Genomic DNA, 19804 nt, shown 5'->3' on the forward strand with positions numbered 1-19804 from the left:
ACCATGGCTATTCCAAAACTGAACGCCTACCCGCTTCCCGGCGTGGAGCAATTGCCGGTCAACAAGGTTAACTGGCCGGTCGATGCTTCGCGAGCCGCCCTGCTGATTCACGATATGCAGAATTATTTCCTCAATTTCTGGGGAGAAAACAGCCCGCTGACCGAGCAGCTGGTCGCCAATGTCGCGCTCATCCGTCAGGCGTGCCGCCAGCAAGGCATTCCGGTGTTCTACACCGCGCAACCCAACCAGCAGAGCGACGCCGACCGGGCGCTGCTCAACGACATGTGGGGGCCGGGCCTGAACCGTCACCCGGATCAACAGCAAATCGCCGCGGCCCTGACGCCGGACGTGGACGACACCGTGCTGGTGAAATGGCGCTACAGCGCGTTCCACCGTTCCGATCTGGAACAACGACTGAAAGCGACAGGCCGCGATCAGCTGATTATCTGCGGGGTATACGCGCACATCGGTTGTCTGACCACCGCTACCGACGCGTTTATGCGTGATATCAAGCCGTTTATGATCGCCGACGCGCTGGCGGATTTCTCTCAGGAAGAGCACCTGATGGCGCTGCGTTACACCGCCGGGCGTTGCGGCCGGGTGCTGACCAGCGGGCAACTGCTGGAGGCGCTCGCCCCGCAGGCGGATGACGGCCTGGCGCGTTTGCGCGCCGAGCTGCTGCCGCTGCTGGATGACGACGATGACATCGGCGACGACGACAACCTGCTGGACTACGGGCTGGATTCGGTGCGCATCATGTCGCTGGTTACCCGCTGGCGTCAGCAGGGACATGACCTCGACTTCGTGGCGCTGGTGAAAAACCCCACGCTGCGCCACTGGCACCAACTGCTCAGTCAGCCTCAGCGGGAGGAAGCATGAGTGTCACGCTGGATTTCAGCGGCAAACAGGTGTGGGTGACCGGCGCCGGACGCGGCATCGGTTATGACACTGCCTGTCGTTTCGCCGACGCGGGCGCTACCGTCACCGGATTCGACTGCGCCTTTTCCGCCGACAAACCGCCGTTTCGCGCCATCGAATTGGATATCAGCAACGCGGCTAGCGTTGCCGATGTCTGCGCGACGCTGCTGGCGCAAACACTGCGTCTGGATGTGCTGGTGAACGGCGCCGGCATCCTGCGCATGGGCCAGACCGAAGCGCTCAGTCAGCAGGACTGGCAGGATTGCCTGAATGTTAACGCCGGCGGCGCCTTTCACCTGTTTCAGGCGCTGATCCCGCAGTTTCAACGGCAACGCAGCGGCGCGATTGTCTCGATTGGCTCCAACGCCGCGCATGTACCGCGGGCCGGCATGGCGGCCTATTGTGCGTCCAAAGCGGCGCTGCGCAGCCTGTGCCTGACCGTTGGGCTGGAGCTGGCGCCATACGGCGTGCGTTGCAATCTGGTGTCGCCCGGCTCCACCGACACGCCGATGCAACGCAGCCTGTGGCATTCACCCGCCTCGGAACAACACACCATCGCCGGTTTTCCCGAGCAGTTCAAACTGGGGATTCCGCTCGGCAAAATCGCCCATCCGCGCGAAATCACCGATGCGGTGCTGTTTCTGGCTTCCGATCTCGCCAGCCACGTTACGCTACAGGATATGGTAATCGACGGCGGCGCCACGCTGGGCGCATGACCGGTTTTCATGGAGAAATGAGCATGATCTGGAAACGCGCCACCTCACTGGAGGCGCTCAATCAGATGAGCGATGACTGCATGGTGTCCCATCTGGGTATCCGCTTTACCCACATGACGGACAACAGTCTGGAAGCAACCCTACCGGTGGACGCCCGCACCCGGCAACCGTTCGGCCTGCTGCACGGCGGCGCCTCAGTAGTGCTGGCGGAATCGCTGGGGTCGGTGGCGGGCTGGCTCTGTACCGAACCGGGCGCCAGCGTGGTCGGCGTAGAAATCAACGCCAGCCACCTGCGGGCGGTAGCGCAGGGCGAGGTTCGGGGCATCTGCCAACCGTTGCATCTGGGCCGCCAGACGCAGGTCTGGCAGATAGAGATCGTGGACGAGCGCCAGCGGCGCTGCTGCATCGCCCGGCTGACCACGGCCGTTATTCAGCCGTAAATGTAAGAAAGGAGGCCAATGGCCTCCTTTGAGGCTGTTGACAAACAGCTATGTTGTTTTATGAATGGTGAAGCTTGTCCGGTCAGTGAATAGTTTCGTGCGGGATAAGCGGTGTCATTTCTTTGCCGCTTCATCGCACGCACGACAAGAAGAGGCTCAAACGCCGCCTCTCCTTGACCTCTGGCTGGGGGCTAAACTGTGCCGCTTCGCGGTGCCTTCGGTGCTCGACTTCGCTATTCGGACCACCCGTGACGCGTTCCAGACGCGGCACGGGCTTGCGCGGCTTCCCTGCCGCGCATCCGGCGAAGTCGTTCACCTCAGCACAGTTTTTGACGCCGGAAAAATGCTTTATCCTGTACTTAAGGACTATTGCTTGTTACTCCGCCAGCGCCGGGTAATCGGTGTAACCTTCCGCGCCCGGTCCATAGATAGTATTACTGTTCAGCTCGTTGAGCGGCGCGCCGCGACGCAGGCGTTCAACCAGATCCGGGTTGGAAATATAGACCCGGCCAAACGACACCGCATCCGCCTCGCCGTCCGCCAGCAGTTGCTCAGCGGCGCCACGGGTCAGACCATCGTTGGCGATCACCACGCCGCTGAACGTTTTGCGAATCAGCGGCAGAATGCGCTGCGGCGTATCCAGCGCTTCACGCACAAAGATGAACGCCAGTTGGCGATCGTTCAGTTGCTCAGCCACATAGCCGAACAGCGCCTGCGGGTCGGAATCCTGCACGGAGTGCGTGTTGGACATGGTATTCAGGTGCACGCCGACCCGATCCGCCGGCCACACGGTCAGTACGGCGTCCACCGTATCCAACAGAAAACGCGCCCGGTTAGCGATGGAACCGCCGTACTGGTCGGTGCGCAGGTTGGAGCCGTCATGCAGGAACTGGTCGAACAGATAACCGTTGGCGGCATGAATTTCCACGCCGTCAAAGCCAGCGCGTTTGGCGTTTTCCGCCGCCCGGCGAAAATCCTCCACGATAGCGGCCACTTCTTCGGTTTCCAGCGCTCGCGGCACCACATAAGACTTGTACGGACGAATGGTCGCCACGTGCCCTTCCGCCGCAATGGCGCTGGGCGCCACCGGCAATTCGCCATCCAGATAAACAGGGTCGGAAATGCGCCCCACGTGCCACATTTGCAGCACCATTTTGCCGCCCGCCGCGTGTACCGCCGCATTGATGCGGCTCCAGCCCTCGATCTGTTCGTCCGACCAGATCCCCGGCGTATTGGGATAGCCGACGCCCTGCGGAGTGACGGCAGTAGCCTCAGTCAGGATCATCCCGGCGCTGGCGCGCTGAACGTAATAGTCCAGTGATAACGCGCTGGGGATCCGCTGGTCGAAAGCGCGCATGCGGGTCAGCGGCGCCATGACAATACGGTTTTCTGCCTTGATAGCGCCAATATGGATTGGATCAAACAAATCTGGCATAGCTTTTTCCTTTTCGTTGACACCCAACAAGTGAACGGCTGAACTCAACGAACGGCTACGGCGTCATTGTCCGCATCGGACGGTGACACCGCCTGACGATTCGTGGCATCAGCGTAATAAATAGAAGGAATAGGGATATACACCATCGTGAAGAGCGCTGCCAGACCATTCGGTGCTAATGGCAGCATATTGGTTATAACGAGGTGAATGATTATAACGAGGTGAATGATTATAACGAGGTGAATAATTATAACGCGGTAAATGGTTATAACAGGGTAAACGGTTATAACGCGGCGAAGACGTGTGCTTACGTCCCCGCACGCCGGAGCGATATCAGGTTGCCGGCGCGAGTTGCCCGGCAAAGGCGGCCAGCCGCTGCAATCCGTATTCCCATTTGCCGAACCCCGACTCCGCATTAATGTGACCGCCCTCGCCGACATCAACCAGATCGCTGCCCCAGGCGTGCGCCCAGTATTCAGCGCGGGAAAACGTCATTAACGGGTCGTTGTGGCTGGCGAACGCCAGACTGGGCACCGCCAGTCGTTCGGCCTGAATACGATCTTCAATTTCAAAGCGCATGGGTTCAGCCGGCGCCACCAGCATCACGCCGGCGATACCTTCCATACCTTGCTGGACCACATGACAGGCGGCTAGCGCGCCAAAGCTGTGACCAATCAACACCGCCGGCCGATCACAGGCCGCCAGTTCGCGGCGAATCGCCAGCACCCACCGGTCCAGATCCGCCTGATACCACTCTTTCTGGCGAATACGCCGCCAGAACGGAAACCGCCGCTCCCAGTGGCTCTGCCAGTGCTCTTCATCACTGTCGCGCAGCCCCGGCACCAACACCATGATCAGGCGCGGGTCGATGTCCGTCAGACGCTGGTCTACTTCTGTTGTCTGCATCAGGTTCTGTGTCTCCCTGTTGATTGCCTGCCAGGGTGACACGGACACCATCAGTGCTACCGTCGTCCCTTACACCCTATTCATTACAATCTGATAACAATATCAGCACCGGCTTACAGCCTACCACGTGATTCCCGATTTGTATCCTAGACTGTGTTCCTTAATTATTCGTGCCGCTAACCAGCCCCCTAGTCGCGCGACCCGCATTCGCTCTCCCTTCGCAGCCACGCCTCATTCAAGTACGCCGCCTGACCGGCTTATCCGGCTGAGTTATTGTGCTTTTTACACCAGACACCTGTTGAGGCGTCTCTTTTTGGCCTACCCGGATAGGCGGGAAAACGCCAGCTCGCGCGGGCTGGCGATACGCCGGTAATCGTCGGTATTAAGAATCACCGAGCAGGTCAGCGATCCCGCATTAAACGCCAGTTCATCAAAGCGGGTAAACAGCATCGGGTCGGCCACCAGCAGCAAATCAGCATGAAAACTGAATGGCGGAATGGCGCCGAACACACAGTGCGTTAGGGCGTCGACCTCCGCCGGACTGGCCAGCGACGCGCGGGTGCCGCCCAACGCCTGCGCCAGACGGGTTAAATCCGCCTGTTGGTCTGCCGGCAATACCGCCAGCACATGCTGGCGCAGGCCATTACCCTTGACATGGCAGACCAGCGCCTTGGCCCCCTGCCCCAGTTCGGTGCCGCGTATCCGCGCCACCTCCTCCGAGCGCCCGGCGCTGTCGTGATGCACGACCCGATAACGCGCCCGCTCCTGTTCAAGGCGCTGGCACAACTGCTCAAAAATGGTGTTTGTCGGCATAATCTGATCCGTTGTTCTCAACATCGGCAAACCGCTGCCTTTCGCCTGGCGGGCAGCGTGCCGTCAATGCTTTTTAATGCTATCCCCATCGGATTTAAAGCCGTTCCTCTTGAATTTCGCCCCTGACCCAGCGTAGATTTAGCGCCGATTCCGTCATCTGTCTGCAAATGGCAGCGATGGCTGGGGGAACGGCTCAGAACCAGGCAGTTCCCGAACGGTGAAACGCACAATCGGAATCATTGCTGGCGTGATACTGCTGGAGAGAAATCAGTGAAGTACTTGTTCATGGGAGTTTCATTTATTCTGTTTTTGTGGGTAGGCACTTTTTTACTGATGCTGGAATAACCCTGACGGTATTTCACCATCCACTTCGACAGGTGGCTCCTGTCGGGGCAACAACAAAAAATAATTATCAGGCACACACGAAAGACGAACAAACGACAGGCTGGCGCCACTCTGCCAGCCTGTTTTTTTATGGGGATTTCCGGTGCTCAGCGCCGCCTAGCAACGACCGGTGACGGCTCAGTGACTCCAGCCTCCCAGCACATTCAGCACCAGACTGATTGCGCCGCCCACCGCCAGCCAGGGGCCAAACGCCAGCGGCTGCTGCATATTGATACGGCGCACGCGCCGCCACAACAGTGTCGCCACCAATCCAGACAACGAGGCAATCAACACCAGATTCGGCAGCGCCTGCCAGCCCAGCCAGGCGCCCAGCGCGGCCAGTAATTTGAAATCCCCCTGCCCCAGCGCTTCACGCCCGCTCAGCAGACGAAATGCCCAGTAAATCAGCCACAGCGACAGATAGCCCGCCATCGCGCCGACCACGGCCTGCTCAAGCGGCACAAAGGTATCCGCCAGATTAAACAGCAAACCGCCCCATAGCAGCGGGAGGGTCATGACATCCGGCAGTAACTGGGTTCGGGCGTCGATAGCAGCCAGTGTCAGCAGCATGCCAAAACACAGCAACGCCCCCAGCAACGCCAGCCCCGGCGGCCAAAGCAGCCCGGCCAACAGAAACGATAACCCGGACAGCAACTCAATCAACGGATAGCGCCAGGATATCGCGCCGCCACAGCAATGGGCGCGCCCGCGTAGCCATATCCAGCTCAGCAGCGGAATGTTGTCGCGCACACGCAGTCGTTGATGACAATGAGGACAGGACGATGGCGGCCAGCAAAGGTCATAACGGGAAGACGGCGCGCCAACGGGCTGACCGAGCTGAAAACGCGCTTCCTGCTGCCAGCGCCTTTCCAGCATCACCGGCAGTCGGTGGATCACCACGTTGAGAAAACTGCCGGTAATCAGCCCCAGCAATAACAACGCCGTCAGCCAGATACGCGGAAATGCGCTGGCAAAGGCGATCAGATCCATGTTGTTCTCCCATCCCGATCCCTGATGGCCCGGTATGCTGACACAAGACGCCAGCCCGTGCCAGACCGGTGAATCACAGACATCGTTTTTTGCGCGCCGGCGCGCAGACTGGTTGATTGTCGGCGGCGGCATCAAGCCCAGCCTGCCGTTTAGCGTCAGGCAGGCTGACCGTTTTGCCGGTTACAGCACCCGCTCCAGCGACAACCGGGTCACCTCCACCATGCCGGCGCTGTTGGGAACTGCCGTGACATCCAGTCCCTGGGTGATCACGCCGTTTTTCTGCTCCAGTTCTGCCAGCCAGTGCAGCAGATTATTAAAATCGCTACGGGCCAGCGTCACCGACACTTGCGACTCCTGCGGCTGCATACGCAGCACGGTGATGCCGTAGCGGGCCGCGCTTTGCGGCACCAGCACCGTCAGGCTGATGTCCCGCCCGGCGATCTGCCGCCGCGCGCCCTCCGTCGGCGGCAAACGCGGCGCCTGTTGCTGCATCCAGCGCACGGTCTGGCGCTCGCGGTCAATAGTCATCCGCCACTGCCGCGCCTGCTCCTGCCACGGCGCCCAGCACAAATAATACAGCAGGCACAACAGCACCAGACCGCCGCACGCCAGCGTCATCATCCGTTCGCGCTGGCTCATTATCTGCCAGCGACGACGCAATTCATTCATGGCTGACTCCTCAGGGTTAACTGGCCTTCCACATGGTCTTTTTCCTGCTTCATTTCACCCGGCGGGATCTGGAAATAGGCCTGAGCCTGCTGGCGGAACTGTTCCATCTGCGCATAAGACGTCGCACGCAGGCTGAGGCGCAGTTCATCACGGCTGCGATCGTACGATAGCGATTGCAGCGACACGCCGTCATTCTGCGCCACCAGTTGCTGCAACCGGTTCATCTGTTCCGTCAGCGCAAAGCCGCTCATGCCGGAACGCGCCTCCTGCAAATGACGTTGCATCTGCGCACGCGGGTTCACCACCTGTTTCTCGTCCGGAAACAGTTTGCGGTACATCCGCACACTCTCCTGACGCCAGTAATCCGCCTGACGATACAACTGGTAATGGGTCCAGACCGACTCGCCCAGCACCAGCAGCAGCCAGGCGAACAAGGCGATCAGCACATTGCGCCACGGCAGTACCGCCTGTTTCCAGGGTTTCACTGGCGCGTATTCGCCCTGTCGCAGATCCATACTCATCGGCAGGCTGGCCTGCGCGGCCAGCGTCAGCAAATCCGTCACCGGTTGCGGTTGCCAGGTCAAAGCCGACGCAGGCACCGGGCTATAGCAGTGCACAGCGGGCAACGGCTGAAAACCGGCCAGCAGCGACTGATACCAGCTATCTTCCGCCGCCATGCCAATACCGGTATCCAACCGGAACAGCCACAGATTCTGATGGCTGATGGCGCTCCAGGCGCTGTCGGCCCGCGGCAGCGCCATCACATCCGGCACAACCGTCTCTACCGGCACGCCCAATGTCTCACACAGGTTCAGCCATGACCGCAGTCGTGATTTCTGCACCACCGCGACGGTCGCGTTATCCCCTTGCATCTCCATGACGGCAAAATGCAGTTGGTCGATATCGCTCGCCACCTGCTCTTCCAGCATAAACGGAATGGCTTGCAGCAATTGTCGGCGCGACTGACGCGGCAACGACAGGCTATGAAACGTGACGTCGGTCGACGGCACCAGCACCCGCACCGACATCACCGGATAATCCGCCAGCACCGTCTGAAGACGCTCCAGCGTTCCGTTGCCCTGCGTCAGGGTCTGGTGGCGGCTGACAGACCAGATCAGCCATTCCAGGCTGTCTGAAGTCTCTGCGGACAACCGCAGAATCAGCTGTTGTTTGCCGCTGACGTTCTCGGCCCTGTTCATGGGTTCACCGTCCTATATCCCCCGTACTGACGTTGTACCACCTCAATCTGCTTGCCACGATGAAACAGACTGCGTTGATAGAATTCACTGTCGTCCACCCGTATCTGAATGTCGGCGAAGAACCAGTCGCTCTTGATCGCCAGCACCTGGCGGACGCCGGTTTTAGCGTTTTCCGGCAGTGGCGACAGCCCCATAAATTCATTAAGATTGCGCCATCCCTGAGGCGGACGTTGCAGCAAAACGCGCTCGGCCGCTTCCACGCTCATCTCCCCCATGAACAGCGCCGACAGCAATGGCGCGCTCTCTGGCGTCAGGGTATTGACGTTGACAACCAGCTTGTCCACCGGCAACACGCACACATAAGGCAGCAAGCGGCGGTACAGCGCCGCATCCACGCCCATGACCGCCCGCAGTTCCGTGACGTCCGTCATACGCTGGTTGCCGGGATGAAAGTTGACATAGCTGTCGTCTTCCGCGCCGTTCATCAACGGTTCGCTATCCTCGTCGATCCAGTCGCGCACCGCATCCGTTACGCGCTCGGCCTGCTTCGGATCTTCGCCCAGCACCATCAGCAGCTGCCGAAATACCTGAGCGGCATAAGGCCCCTGCTCAGGATTACCGCCTTTGGAAGGCGGGCTTTGATTGTTGGTGTCGGTATTACCGCTGCCGGCGTTGCTGTTGGTATTGTTATTACCGTTATTGTTATTACCGGATGCGCTATTGGGCATCGGTTTTTTGGCCGGACTGAGCGCGTTAAGATTGAGACACGCCTGACCGTCCAGCACCTGCGCACGAATTTCGCTGCCATCCGCCATCATCTGGTGATCCACCTTCGACCAGGGCTGACCGATAAAGGTGCTTTCCGGCGATGCCTGAGCGTCACGCTGCAGCGAACTGGAAATCAACGCCTCCGCGCCCAGTGCATACCAGCGAGCCTGCGTACGGTTGAGCAAATTGCTGGTGCGTTGCCACGCCTTGCCGCTGCGCTCTGTAATCGACGCGGCGATGGTGACCATCAACGCCAGCATCAGCATCACAATCAACAGGGCGACGCCGCGTTGCCGACGACTCATGAGTCACCTCCGCCGTTGTCGTCCGGCGATGCCTGATTCTGCTCGCCGGACGAATCGGTATTTTCCTGCGGCGGCTGATCCTGACTGTTCTCGTCCTTGTTCTCATCGCCATTATTGCCATTCGGGCCGCCCTTGCGCTGCGCCTCCACATAGCGCGGCGTCACCAGGAACACGCGGGTAATCTCACCGTAGTCCCGCAAGGTAACGACAATCGCAATGCCTTGCGGCAGATGAGCCGGATCGTCCCAGCGATCCTGCCAGCCATCCTTGCCGAAAAAGCGCAATACAAACCCGGTCACGCCGGTTAACACCGGACGTATCGCCGCCTCCTGCGTAGACAGCGGCTCGGAAGAATCATAAAACAGCCGTTCCAGCGTATCGCCGCGCAAGCGGTACCCAACGCGTTGCAGTTCAGAGCGCGGCATAATACCCAGCGGATTGAGCCAGCCATTGCGGATGAAACTGACCGCCCAGTCGGCGCTGCTTAATTGATAGCGCTCGGCGTAAAACCCCAGTTCATAGCCCTGACTGCGGCGGGGAACGATCTGCGAAAAATCTCGCTCCATCAGGGAAAAAGCCCGTTGCAACTCCGCCAGACGGGCCTCTTTACGCGCCGAAGCCTCGTCATTGCGCATCACGCCATTCATCACCTGCGAAGCGGCCAGGCTGAGCGCGGCGAAAATCGCCAGCGCCAGCATCACTTCCAGCAGGGTAAATCCGCAGTCTGGCCGTTTCACTGCGCGGGTTCTCCCGGCTGAACCTGATAGCTGCGCAATACGGCATCGGCGGCCCGGCTGTCGCGCTCATGACGAACTTCAACATCTACCGCGCGCACTCGCGTATCCGCCGTTGCCACGCCCTGAATACGCCAGAACCAGAGCGAGCCGGCAAAATTGACTTCACCGTCTACCCATTGCGTCTGCGGCCACTGTTTTTCCAGCCGCATCGCCGCCTGCTGGTTTTCCGCAATCCAGAGCGCAAAAGTTTTCTCTTCCAGCCGACCAAGCCCGTTCGCCTGCTGTGCGGTCGTTTTCAGCACCGTCAGTCCGGCCAGCGCGAAAATCACCAGCGCCACCATCACTTCGAGCAACGTCATTCCCTGCTGTTTCATCCCTTACTGCTCCGCTTCCGGCGACGTTTGCACCCGACCATTGGTATCCACCTGCAGCCAGGCGGAACTACTGCCATTGTGCAAAGTCAGACGAAATGGCGTGACTTCGCCGCCCGGCAGGATCAGGATGTGCGGGTCGCCATTGCCCGGCGAAAACCCGGCGCCATCCCCCGCGGCTCCCACCTGCGTGGACAGCTCGATCTGAAAGCCATCCGGTAACTCGCTAGGCGAGGACATCCGGTACGGCTGCCAGGGTACCCAGACATAACGCAGGCGTTGCTGATCTTCCGGAGAATTCTCCACCACCTGACGTTGCAGCAACGCGTATTGCCAGCGGCGAGGTTGAATATAAATGCCCAGAATATGGTCATTCATCTGACTGTCCTCCACCGCATACTGCAGTTGCGCCTTGAAGCGGGCGATTTGCCAGCCGCTGTCCTGCTGCTTAGGCGCAGGAATCGCCATCATCACCAGCGTGGCGGCCACACCGGCCAGCAACACCACCAGCATGATCTCCAGCAGCGTAAATCCCCGCTGACGCACGATCAGGGGTTCCCGTTACCGTTACTACCGTTGTTGTGCGCGCCGTTGCCGACATTCCAGTTACCGATGTCGTCATCCGTATCCGGCATACCATCCGGACCGTAGGAGAACACGTCCACCTTGCCGTGACGGCCGGGGCTGACCAACTGGTATTCCGCGCCCCACGGGTCCTGCGGCAAGCGGCGGATATAACCATCCTGGGGGTAATTGCGTGGTTCCGGCGGCGTGGTCGGTTTTTTCACCAGCGCCCCCAGCCCTTGCTCAGTCGTCGGGTAACGGCTGTTGTCCAGCTTGTACATATCCAGCGCGCTCTCCAGCGCGACTATGTCGCTGATGGCTTTCTGCCTGTCGGCTTTTTCTTTGTTGCCCATCAGGTTCGGGACAACCAGACTGGCCAGTACGCCGAGAATGACGATGACCACCATGATTTCCAACAGGGTAAAACCTCGCTGACGTCGTTCCATCTTTTCGTTACCTCATTAAACGTATCAATCTTCGCTACATACTCATCAGGGTATTCAACTGCAGGATCGGCTGGAGAATCGCCAGCACGATAAACAACACAATGCCGGCCATGCTGACGACCAGCAGCGGTTCAAACAACCCCAGCGCCAGCGTCATCTGGGCGCTGAACTCGCGATCCTGATTATCCGCCGCGCGGGTCAGCATGCCATCCAGTTCGCCGCTGCGCTCGCCGCTGGCGATCATGTGGCGCATCATCGGCGGAAACAGCGACGTCTGCTCCAGCGCTTTGTGCAGGCTCACGCCTTCACGCACCGCATCGGTCGCCTGCCCCAGCCGGAAGCGGGCGTAATCGTTGGTCAGCACATCGCCGCTGATGCGCATCGCCTGTAACAGCGGCACGGCGCTGGAATTAAGAATGCTCAGGGTGCGGGCGTAACGGGCGGTGTTAAGCCCCCGCGCAATACGCCCGATCAAGGGAAGGAACAACAAACGCCGATGGAAGACGAGACGGTGCTTTTCCTGCCGTAGCAACACGCGCAGCCCCATCACCGCCAGCACCAGTAATAAAACCACCCAAGGCCCGTAGGCTCTCACCGCGTCGCTGACGCCCATCAGCAACCGCGTGGACAGCGGCAGCGCCTGCTTCATGTGGATAAACTGTTCGACCACCTTGGGCACCACGGCGGACAGCAGGATAGACACCACCGAAATCGCCACCAGGGTCAACACGCAAGGATAAATCATCGCCTGTTGGATACGGCTGCGCATCTGCTGGCGCTGCTCGGTGTAATCCGCCAGCCGGTTCAGCACCGCATCCAGATGGCCGGATGCCTCGCCCGCCGCCACCATAGCGCAATACAGACGCTCGAAACTGCCGGGGAAATTGCCCATCGCCTCGGCCAGCGAATGCCCTTCCACCACTTTGGCGCGCACCGCCGCCATCAGCGCGCTTAGCTTCGGCTTTTCACTCTGTTTCGCCACGGCGTCCAGCGCCTCTTCCAGCGGCAATGCCGCCGCCACCAGCGTCGCCAGTTGACGGGTCAGCAACGCCAGATCGCTGGCGCTAATGCGATGCGAACGGCGCAACGACAGAGAGAAGCCGCTGCGGGTAGTCACTTCGCCGCGCTGTTCCTCAATTTTGACCGGCACCAGTCCCTTTTCACGCAGCAACTGACGTGCGTGACGAGCAGAATCCGCTTCCTGCATGCCCTGACTTTTCTTTCCCTGGGCGTTCAATGCCTGATACTGGAACAGCGCCATGTCATTCCTCTTTCGTTACACGCACCACTTCTTCCCAGGTGGTGATGCCCGCCAGAACCTTATCCAGCCCGTCCTGACGAATCGTAACCCGCTTGTCGCCCAGCATCCGGGCGATACCCAGTTCACTTTCGCCGTGATGAATGGCGTTGCGCACCGTATCGTCGATCAGCAGCAGTTCATGGATGCCGGTACGGCCGCGGTAACCGCTGTAGTTGCACTTTTCGCAGCCGCCGGGATGGTAGAGCGTGGTCCCCGCCGCCAGACCGGTCTGCTGCGCCTGTTCGTCGTTGAGGACATAAGGCTGACGGCAGGACGGGCACAGCGTACGTACCAGCCGCTGCGCCAGCACCCCCAACAGCGATGTGGACAACAGAAACGGCTCGATACCCATATCCTGTAGACGGGACAACGCGCCCAGCGCGCTGTTGGTATGCAGCGTGGACAGCACCAGATGGCCGGTCAACGACGCCTGTACCGCGATCTGCGCGGTTTCGCCGTCACGAATTTCCCCCACCAGCACCACATCCGGGTCCTGACGCAGAATCGCGCGCAAACCACGGGCGAAGGTCATATCGACCTTAGGGTTGACCTGGGTCTGCCCGATGCCTTCCAGCTCGTATTCAATCGGGTCTTCCACCGTCATAATGTTGCGTTCGGCGGAATTGAGACGGCTCAGCGCCGCATACAGGGTGGTACTTTTCCCCGAGCCGGTAGGCCCGGTCACCAGAATGATGCCGTGTGGACGGTGGATCAACGTATCCAGTTGGCGACGGTTGTGTTCGGCCATCCCCAACGCTTCCAGATCCAGCCGAACGCTGTTCTTGTCGAGCAGACGCAACACGACGCGCTCGCCGTAGTTGGAAGGCAGCGTCGACACACGCACGTCAATAGCGCGGCCGCCAATGCGCAGCGCCATGCGGCCATCCTGCGGGACACGCTTTTCGGCGATATCCAGCTTGGCCATAACTTTGATACGGGAAACCAGCAATGACGCCAGCTGACGCTGCGGCCGCAGGATTTCCCGCAGCACGCCATCGATACGAAACCGGATTAACAGGTGACGTTCAAAGGTTTCGATATGGATATCCGAGGCCTTGTGCTTGATGGCTTCGGTGAGCATGGCGTTGATCAGTCGAATGATCGGCGCGTCATCTTCGCCATCCAGCAAATCGTCGCTGTCCGGCAGCTCTTCCGCCAGCGTGTAGAAATCAATATCGTTGCCGATGTCCTCCATCAGGCGGCGCGCCTCTTCGGAATCGCGCTGATAGCGCATCACCAGTTGCCGCTCAAACTCTTCCGGGCTGACCTGACTCACCGTCAACGGCACCCCGGCGACCCGGCGCGCTTCCAGCAACGCCGGCGCAGGCGTGTCGGGCACGCACACCACTTCCGCCGCCGTAGCCGATTCATCCTGCAACAACAGAATCTGCTGCGCCCGGGCAAAGGCAAACGGCAGCACCGGTCGCAGTTCAGGCGTGTTGACAGGCTGATCGCTCATCGCCCCTCCGGCTGATAAAAGGCGGAGATGGACGATTGTACCTGACGGAAGGTGTACGTGTTGCCACCGGACAAACGCAGGGTATTGTTGTCCAGCACGCCGTTGCCTTCGCCGCGTTGCTGCTGCTGTTCATTGTTGAAAGAACGGTATTTGTTGATCGACGCTTCCTGGAACTGTCTTGGGTCACGAATAATGCTCGGACGTAAAAACAGCATCAGGTTACGTTTGCTCACCGTCTGACTTTTCGAACGAAACAGGCTGCCCAGCCACGGAATATCGCCCAGCAATGGTACCTTGTTATTGGTTTCAACGGCGGTTTTATCGAGCAGGCCGCCCACGACCACAGTTTCGCCATTGGTGACCATCACCGCATTGTTCACGGTGCGGGTATTAAAAGTCACGCCCAGCGAACTGTTGGTACTACTGTTGCTGTCCGCCACGCTGGAGACTTCCTGCTCAATTTGCAGCAACACCGAATCGCCTTCGTTGATCTGCGGTTTTACCCGCAGCTTGATACCGACGGTCTTACGCTCGACGGTATTGAAAATGTTATCGGCCGATGTGGTTTGCGAACCGGTCAGTACCGGCACTTCCTGACCCACATTAAAGGTCGCTTCCATGTTATCCAGCGTCACAATGCTCGGCGTCGCCAGTACATCGTTTTTGCTGTCGCTGGACAGCGCGGTCAGCAACATTGACCAGTTGCCGCGATAAAAACCGGCGGTAATGCCGTTGAAGCTGCTGAGTGCGCTGGCATACGCCGTCGTCAACGTACCGTCGCTGCGGAACTGATCGGTTCCGATCACCGCCGTTGAAATCGGTATGCCCGTGTTGGTGAACTGGGTCATGCCGGCTCGCTTATTGGCCCACTGGATCCCCAGATTCAACCCGTCGGCATCCTGAATTTCGGCGATGATCGCTTCCACCAGTACCTGCGGACGGCGAATATCCAGTTGATTGATCACCTGCTCCAGGTCCCGCATGATATCGGGCGGCGCGGTAATGATCAGCGAGTTGGTCTGATCATGGGCGCGAACCGTCACTTCTTTGCCCTGAATCGTGATAGTGCGGCCGCCCGAGCTGCTGGTCGAACCAAACGCGGAGCCAAATCCCATACTGGAACTGGACGACGAAGACGAACTGCCGGAAGACGAGTTGCTGGACGAACCGGAGTTGCTGTTGCTGTTTGAGCTACTGCTGGAACGCGGCGATGACGGCCGCGACGCATTCGACGACGAATTGCGGTTGCCGCTGGTGCCGTTGCCGGCCAACACTTCTATCAGATCCAGCGCCTTGGCGTACTTGAGGTAGATAACTTTGGTTCCGCCCTGCACCACCTGTTTGCGATCCAGCTGGCGGATCATTTCCACCGCACGCTGACGGGCGTTTTCTTCACCGCTCACCACCACTGAGTTGGTGCGGCCATCCGCCACCACGTTAGCCAGCATGGTGCTTGGCAACGCGTTCTTCTCATCGCTCTTGTTGAGATCGTTCACCAGTTTGGCAACGTCTTCCGCCGATGCGTAGGTCAATGGGACTGTGACCATTTCACGATCGCCGGTCTTATCCACCGTATTGACGATATCCACCAGACGTTTGATGACCGCGGCGCGCCCGGTCATCAACAGCACGTTGGACGGCTCATAATGCACCACGGTGCCGGCGCCGGCGTTATCGTTGAGCTGACGCAGCAACGGAGCCAAATCACGTGCCGCCACATTGTTGAGCGGCACCACGCGGGTCACCAATTCGTCGCCGATTCCCGGCTGTTCGTTATTAGCCAGCGGAATGGAAGACGATTTAGCATCTTTGGAACGGATGACTTTCAATACGCCGTTATCCATCGGCACCACCGAAAAACCATACACATCCAGCACGCTAAGGAAAAACTGGTAATACTGCCCTTCGTTCATCATGTCGTAGCTGCGCACGCTGATGGTGCCGCGAACCGTCGGGTCAATAATCACCGTTTTGTTCAGGTTCTTACTGACCGTATTGATGAACTCCTGAATATCGGTTCCTTTGAAACTGGCTGAAAATTCGGCAGCCCAGCCACACGGCGAGCCAAGCAGGAGAACGGTTAGCCCCAGCCACCCCCAGCTTTTTTTGATCCCTTTGCCAAGCACGTTACTCGTCTCCCCCAAATTCCATATAAATATCCTGACGCTGACCATCCCGCTCCACCGTCAGGGTAAAGTTATGCACATCAGCCATGCGTTCCATGGCTTTTTTCGCCTGCTCTTCGTCACGTAAATCCAACCCGTTCAGGGCAACGGCCATGTCGTTATCCTGAAGTCCGACGCGGTAGAATGAATCGCTCTTCGGCCCCGGATTCAACCGGTAGCCCTGCAGCTTGCTGTCGTTCATGATCGGGGAGAAAGAGACGTAATCGCTCATGGTGGTGGATGCGCGCTGCTGAAGTTGCTCGTTGACCTGCGCGCCAGGGACGCCGTCCTGGCCGTTATCCTCCTGACCGTATAATCCCAGCACTTCATAACGCCCCTGATACTGCAGCACCACTTTATCCGGCCGGATCGATACGATTCTGGCGTTATAACCGGGAACCTCTTCATTGACGCCGCGACTGAACTGTTCGTTGTCTTTGCTGATGATGGCGATAGAACGGGAATCGTCGTCGCCAGCCATAACGCCGGTCAGCGAAAGATTCAGCGTAGAAGGAGGCAGATTGCTCATTTGCGACGCATCCAGCGCGCCCGTCTTATTTTTCTCGGGAGAAACGCCGAATAACGTAAAATCATTCAGGGTGACAGGCTGCTGTCTGGCCTGTGCCGGGGTAATCTGCACGCTGGCGACCGGCACATTGTCCGGTAAACCAATACGCCAGAAGATCATGGCCAATTGCTGACAAAAGAGCAGCATCAGCAGATAAAATAAAATCCGTCTGATGACAGACGGAGATAGCGGTGGCAGTTTCGAGATATTCATCTGCAAACATTATCCCTATGTGTTCGCCGATTATCCTTACCACGTTCACGAACGTGGAATAAGGGCCATACAGCGCCGGTTTTCGGGGGCATGGCAGCCATTCCTGAAAGCGACGCTTCTGCATTGTTGCTGTCTTAATGCCGCACCGGCCATATAAGCCGCCTGCCCGGATAACGGATTACTCTCTCGCCAACCGATTCGCCGGAAAGGCCGTGAGCGCCAGCATGAAATTCATGTTCCGACCGTTTTCAGCCAGTCACGTCACGCATGTACTCAACCTGTCTGCAATCGTGTTACTGGCTGACAGGCATCCTGTTTCCTGTTTATGCCAGGCGATCTGCACGCAATATCACCGTGCCGGATAAGGCTAAAACGCCCAATAATATAACTCAGGTTAATGACAAGACAATCCCCCGGTCAGCAACCATTTTTCCCACTATTTTCCGATAAACGCCTGACGCAATCGGCTATGCTCGCATTTACCGTTGCGTCTCAGGAGCGGGAAAATATTCTGCGACACAAGAACATTACATCTCATTTACACACTTACTTCATATCATGGTGGATATTACCGATTCACACGATAAATGGCATTTATACCCGTCATACTTCAAGTTACAGATGCGTTGGCTTTCCTCACTCACCACAGTCACTTACTCATGTAAGCGCCTGGGGATTCGCTGCGTCGCCGCCTTCCTGCAACTCGAATTATTTTGGGTATATCTACCCAATAACCGAGCTTACGCTTATTATCTGTACAAGCTACAGGCATAGTCCCTTAATTCTAACGCCTCGGTTATCTATGCCGGGATGCGGGACGATAACGAGTCGAACATCGCACAAATAATATTTAATAACGGTTCATTTAATCACCAACCGTTATTTGCCATCCTGCCGTACGTTAATCCAACCACAATCACGCCGGTATTCACGCACACGCACTGGCATAATTGCGTTGCGACCATTGAGCAATGGGATGATAGTATGTTTGCCACACACCGTTAGCCATGCTCTACCTGCACCAATGCCGATACCCGTTCTGCCGTTGTCACTACCGCCTCTTTGCACACTGGCAAACAGAAACAGCGGCATTATGATAGTAAAACGCCGTTTCATTAAAACATATTGCCGGTTTTTTTTTGCGACCAGCCTCAAAGTTTTACCGGCATTAATGATCAGCGTAATAGAATGTTGTCGAAATGGCATTCAGGTCACATAAATGGGATGAAACGTTGATTATTCCTTCTCATTCCCTGAAAAATGAGGCATCAGACGCTCCGTCAAGATCTGTAATGGTGCGCTCAGGATGAGCGTCAGGTTGTATAACGTTTGAGGTAAAACGTGAAAAAAACACCGGAAGTGACATCATCAATCCAGACCGGTTACCGCATCCCCGGTTATTTGCTGGTTGTCTACGCGCTGCTGTTGTTCGCGCTGGGTTGGTTTGGTCATCAACGCTGGGCGGATGTCAGCCCTCCTTCGCTTTCAGTCCCCACTGCGGCAATTGCCGCCCCGCCGATCAAGATCGTCGCGCCTGCAACAACAACAGTCGCCGAGGCTACGCCCCCGCCTCAGGCCGCTACGGATAACAGGGAAACCGCGACCTCGCCAGATGCCGCAACGGAAGATAAGCCGCTAAAATCCGCGGTCGGCTGGCAAACGGCCAAACCCGGTGAGCTGCCTTATATCGCTTTCAGCGCGCATGTCTATACATCTGATCCGGACAAACGCAGCGTGACCCTGAACGGAGAACGCTACCGGGAAGGCGACAGCCCGTATCAGGGGTTAGTGATCGAGCAGATTGAGCAGGATATGGTGATCTTCAGCTTTAACGGCGAAGCGTTCATTCTGGATTCGTTACAGGATTGGCCGGGCGGGAAACCGGGCGCTGACGCCGCACAGGTCAATGACCCGGAGCCGACGTCAAAACCGGAAAAAACGCTCAGAACAACGAAGAAATAACACAGCAACTGCACATCATGCAGTTGCTTCTCTCTTAGCGGACGGTGCGCATGGCGTCAAGAAACGGCGTCATGGCGCGATTGAATGAAGAGCACTGCGTCGCTTTCGGCGTGCCGTCTTTCAACAGCCCCTGATACAGGTTCTCGCTCAATTGCGGCAAAGATTGATAGCGACTGGTATCCCAGCCTTTTTGCGCCGCCACGTTCACCGCCGTTCTCAGGATGGTGCCGTCATCCGGCAAATCGCTGCGCTCACACTGCACCCGAAGGTATTTACTGGCCGCCACCAATGACGCCAACTGGCTGATTTGCTCATTAGCCGGCACGCTGGCCGCACTGCGGGAAGCGGTGTTTTTCACCGGCGCCGGTGCCTGACAGGCAGCCAGACTCAGGCAACAGACACCAAAAAGGACCACTTTTAGCGAAGATACATGCATGACTCGACTCGTCTTATTAATTAAGTTCCATCTCTGGGAT

The 19804-nt window shown here is 58.2% G+C and carries 22 protein-coding genes; 5 read left to right on the top strand and 17 right to left on the bottom strand.

Going from position 1 to position 19804, the window contains the following annotated elements:
* The first annotated feature begins 3 nt into the window (after positions 1-3).
* Genes CPA59_RS15560 through CPA59_RS15570 form a run of 3 tightly spaced genes read left to right on the top strand, consistent with a single transcriptional unit; the run spans position 4 to position 2074 of the window.
* Complete coding sequence (locus CPA59_RS15560) at positions 4-879, top strand: isochorismatase family protein (RefSeq protein WP_038667287.1); 876 nt, start codon at positions 4-6, stop codon at positions 877-879.
* Positions 876-1634 carry a 2,3-dihydro-2,3-dihydroxybenzoate dehydrogenase gene (dhbA, locus tag CPA59_RS15565; RefSeq protein WP_107759974.1) on the top strand — a complete coding sequence of 253 codons (759 nt, stop codon included), beginning with the start codon at positions 876-878 and terminating at the stop codon, positions 1632-1634. Before CPA59_RS15560 ends, dhbA begins: the two co-directional genes overlap by 4 nt.
* Before the next feature lie 23 nt (positions 1635-1657).
* A complete protein-coding gene (locus CPA59_RS15570; protein WP_022634261.1) occupies positions 1658-2074 on the top strand; it encodes a hotdog fold thioesterase in 417 nt (138 codons plus the stop codon).
* Positions 2075-2450: 376 nt separating this feature from the next.
* Here the strand turns inward: CPA59_RS15570 and CPA59_RS15580 are convergent, their stop codons facing one another.
* The 3 genes from CPA59_RS15580 to CPA59_RS15590 form a co-directional block, all read right to left on the bottom strand.
* A complete protein-coding gene (locus tag CPA59_RS15580) occupies positions 2451-3509 on the bottom strand; it encodes an alkene reductase (protein ID WP_107759976.1) in 1059 nt (352 codons plus the stop codon).
* 333 nt (positions 3510-3842) lie between these two features.
* A complete protein-coding gene (locus CPA59_RS15585; protein ID WP_038919706.1) occupies positions 3843-4415 on the bottom strand; it encodes an alpha/beta hydrolase in 573 nt (190 codons plus the stop codon).
* 318 nt (positions 4416-4733) lie between these two features.
* A complete protein-coding gene (locus CPA59_RS15590; RefSeq protein ID WP_038919708.1) occupies positions 4734-5228 on the bottom strand; it encodes a YbaK/prolyl-tRNA synthetase associated domain-containing protein in 495 nt (164 codons plus the stop codon).
* 270 nt (positions 5229-5498) lie between these two features.
* Between CPA59_RS15590 and ypdK the strand changes: the two genes are divergently transcribed.
* The gene (gene ypdK / locus CPA59_RS23330) at positions 5499-5573 is read left to right on the top strand and encodes a membrane protein YpdK (protein WP_099327210.1); all 75 of its coding nucleotides are present in this window, start codon (positions 5499-5501) and stop codon (positions 5571-5573) included.
* A gap of 177 nt (positions 5574-5750) precedes the next feature.
* Here ypdK and CPA59_RS15600 read toward each other — a convergent pair whose 3' ends face one another.
* From CPA59_RS15600 to CPA59_RS15665, 13 genes are all read right to left on the bottom strand, one after another.
* Positions 5751-6602, bottom strand: a complete 852-nt coding sequence (locus CPA59_RS15600; protein WP_107760868.1) for an A24 family peptidase — start codon at positions 6600-6602, stop codon at positions 5751-5753.
* Between the two features lie 180 nt (positions 6603-6782).
* Entirely contained in the window at positions 6783-7271 is a 489-nt protein-coding gene (gene gspM / locus CPA59_RS15605; protein ID WP_038919710.1) for a type II secretion system protein GspM, read from the bottom strand.
* On the bottom strand, positions 7268-8470 hold the full coding sequence (gene gspL / locus CPA59_RS15610) for a type II secretion system protein GspL (protein ID WP_038919711.1): 1203 nt from the start codon (positions 8468-8470) through the stop codon (positions 7268-7270). Before gspL ends, gspM begins: the two co-directional genes overlap by 4 nt.
* Positions 8467-9543 carry a type II secretion system minor pseudopilin GspK gene (gspK, locus tag CPA59_RS15615; RefSeq protein WP_038919712.1) on the bottom strand — a complete coding sequence of 359 codons (1077 nt, stop codon included), beginning with the start codon at positions 9541-9543 and terminating at the stop codon, positions 8467-8469. The genes gspL and gspK overlap by 4 nt, the downstream gene beginning before the upstream one ends.
* Positions 9540-10280: a type II secretion system minor pseudopilin GspJ gene (gene gspJ / locus CPA59_RS15620; protein WP_038919714.1), complete on the bottom strand. Its 741-nt coding sequence runs from the start codon at positions 10278-10280 to the stop codon at positions 9540-9542. Before gspJ ends, gspK begins: the two co-directional genes overlap by 4 nt.
* On the bottom strand, positions 10277-10654 hold the full coding sequence (gene gspI / locus CPA59_RS15625; protein ID WP_038667263.1) for a type II secretion system minor pseudopilin GspI: 378 nt from the start codon (positions 10652-10654) through the stop codon (positions 10277-10279). Before gspI ends, gspJ begins: the two co-directional genes overlap by 4 nt.
* A gap of 3 nt (positions 10655-10657) precedes the next feature.
* Positions 10658-11197, bottom strand: coding sequence for a type II secretion system minor pseudopilin GspH (gspH, locus tag CPA59_RS15630; protein WP_038919715.1), 540 nt, complete (start codon positions 11195-11197; stop codon positions 10658-10660).
* A gap of 2 nt (positions 11198-11199) precedes the next feature.
* Complete coding sequence (gene gspG, locus CPA59_RS15635; protein WP_038667257.1) at positions 11200-11661, bottom strand: type II secretion system major pseudopilin GspG; 462 nt, start codon at positions 11659-11661, stop codon at positions 11200-11202.
* 34 nt (positions 11662-11695) lie between these two features.
* Positions 11696-12922: a type II secretion system inner membrane protein GspF gene (gene gspF / locus CPA59_RS15640; protein WP_038667254.1), complete on the bottom strand. Its 1227-nt coding sequence runs from the start codon at positions 12920-12922 to the stop codon at positions 11696-11698.
* Position 12923: 1 nt separating this feature from the next.
* Positions 12924-14420, bottom strand: coding sequence for a type II secretion system ATPase GspE (gspE, locus tag CPA59_RS15645; RefSeq protein ID WP_038919717.1), 1497 nt, complete (start codon positions 14418-14420; stop codon positions 12924-12926).
* Positions 14417-16546: a type II secretion system secretin GspD gene (gene gspD, locus CPA59_RS15650; RefSeq protein WP_038919718.1), complete on the bottom strand. Its 2130-nt coding sequence runs from the start codon at positions 16544-16546 to the stop codon at positions 14417-14419. The genes gspE and gspD overlap by 4 nt, the downstream gene beginning before the upstream one ends.
* Position 16547: 1 nt before the next feature.
* Positions 16548-17366 carry a type II secretion system protein GspC gene (gene gspC, locus CPA59_RS15655; protein WP_038919720.1) on the bottom strand — a complete coding sequence of 273 codons (819 nt, stop codon included), beginning with the start codon at positions 17364-17366 and terminating at the stop codon, positions 16548-16550.
* Between the two features lie 879 nt (positions 17367-18245).
* Positions 18246-18572: a hypothetical protein gene (locus CPA59_RS15665; protein ID WP_107759980.1), complete on the bottom strand. Its 327-nt coding sequence runs from the start codon at positions 18570-18572 to the stop codon at positions 18246-18248.
* Positions 18573-18707: 135 nt separating this feature from the next.
* On the opposite strand from CPA59_RS15665, the gene gspB reads away from it, so the two are divergent.
* A complete protein-coding gene (gspB, locus tag CPA59_RS15670; RefSeq protein ID WP_107759982.1) occupies positions 18708-19328 on the top strand; it encodes a type II secretion system assembly factor GspB in 621 nt (206 codons plus the stop codon).
* A 34-nt stretch (positions 19329-19362) separates the two neighbouring features.
* Here gspB and outS read toward each other — a convergent pair whose 3' ends face one another.
* Positions 19363-19764: a GspS family T2SS pilot lipoprotein variant OutS gene (outS, locus tag CPA59_RS15675; protein WP_038919724.1), complete on the bottom strand. Its 402-nt coding sequence runs from the start codon at positions 19762-19764 to the stop codon at positions 19363-19365.
* Between the last annotated feature and the right edge of the window lie 40 nt (positions 19765-19804).

The sequence above is a fragment of the Dickeya sp. Secpp 1600 genome, from assembly GCF_003049805.1.
Classification (GTDB): Bacteria; Pseudomonadota; Gammaproteobacteria; order Enterobacterales; family Enterobacteriaceae; genus Dickeya; species Dickeya fangzhongdai.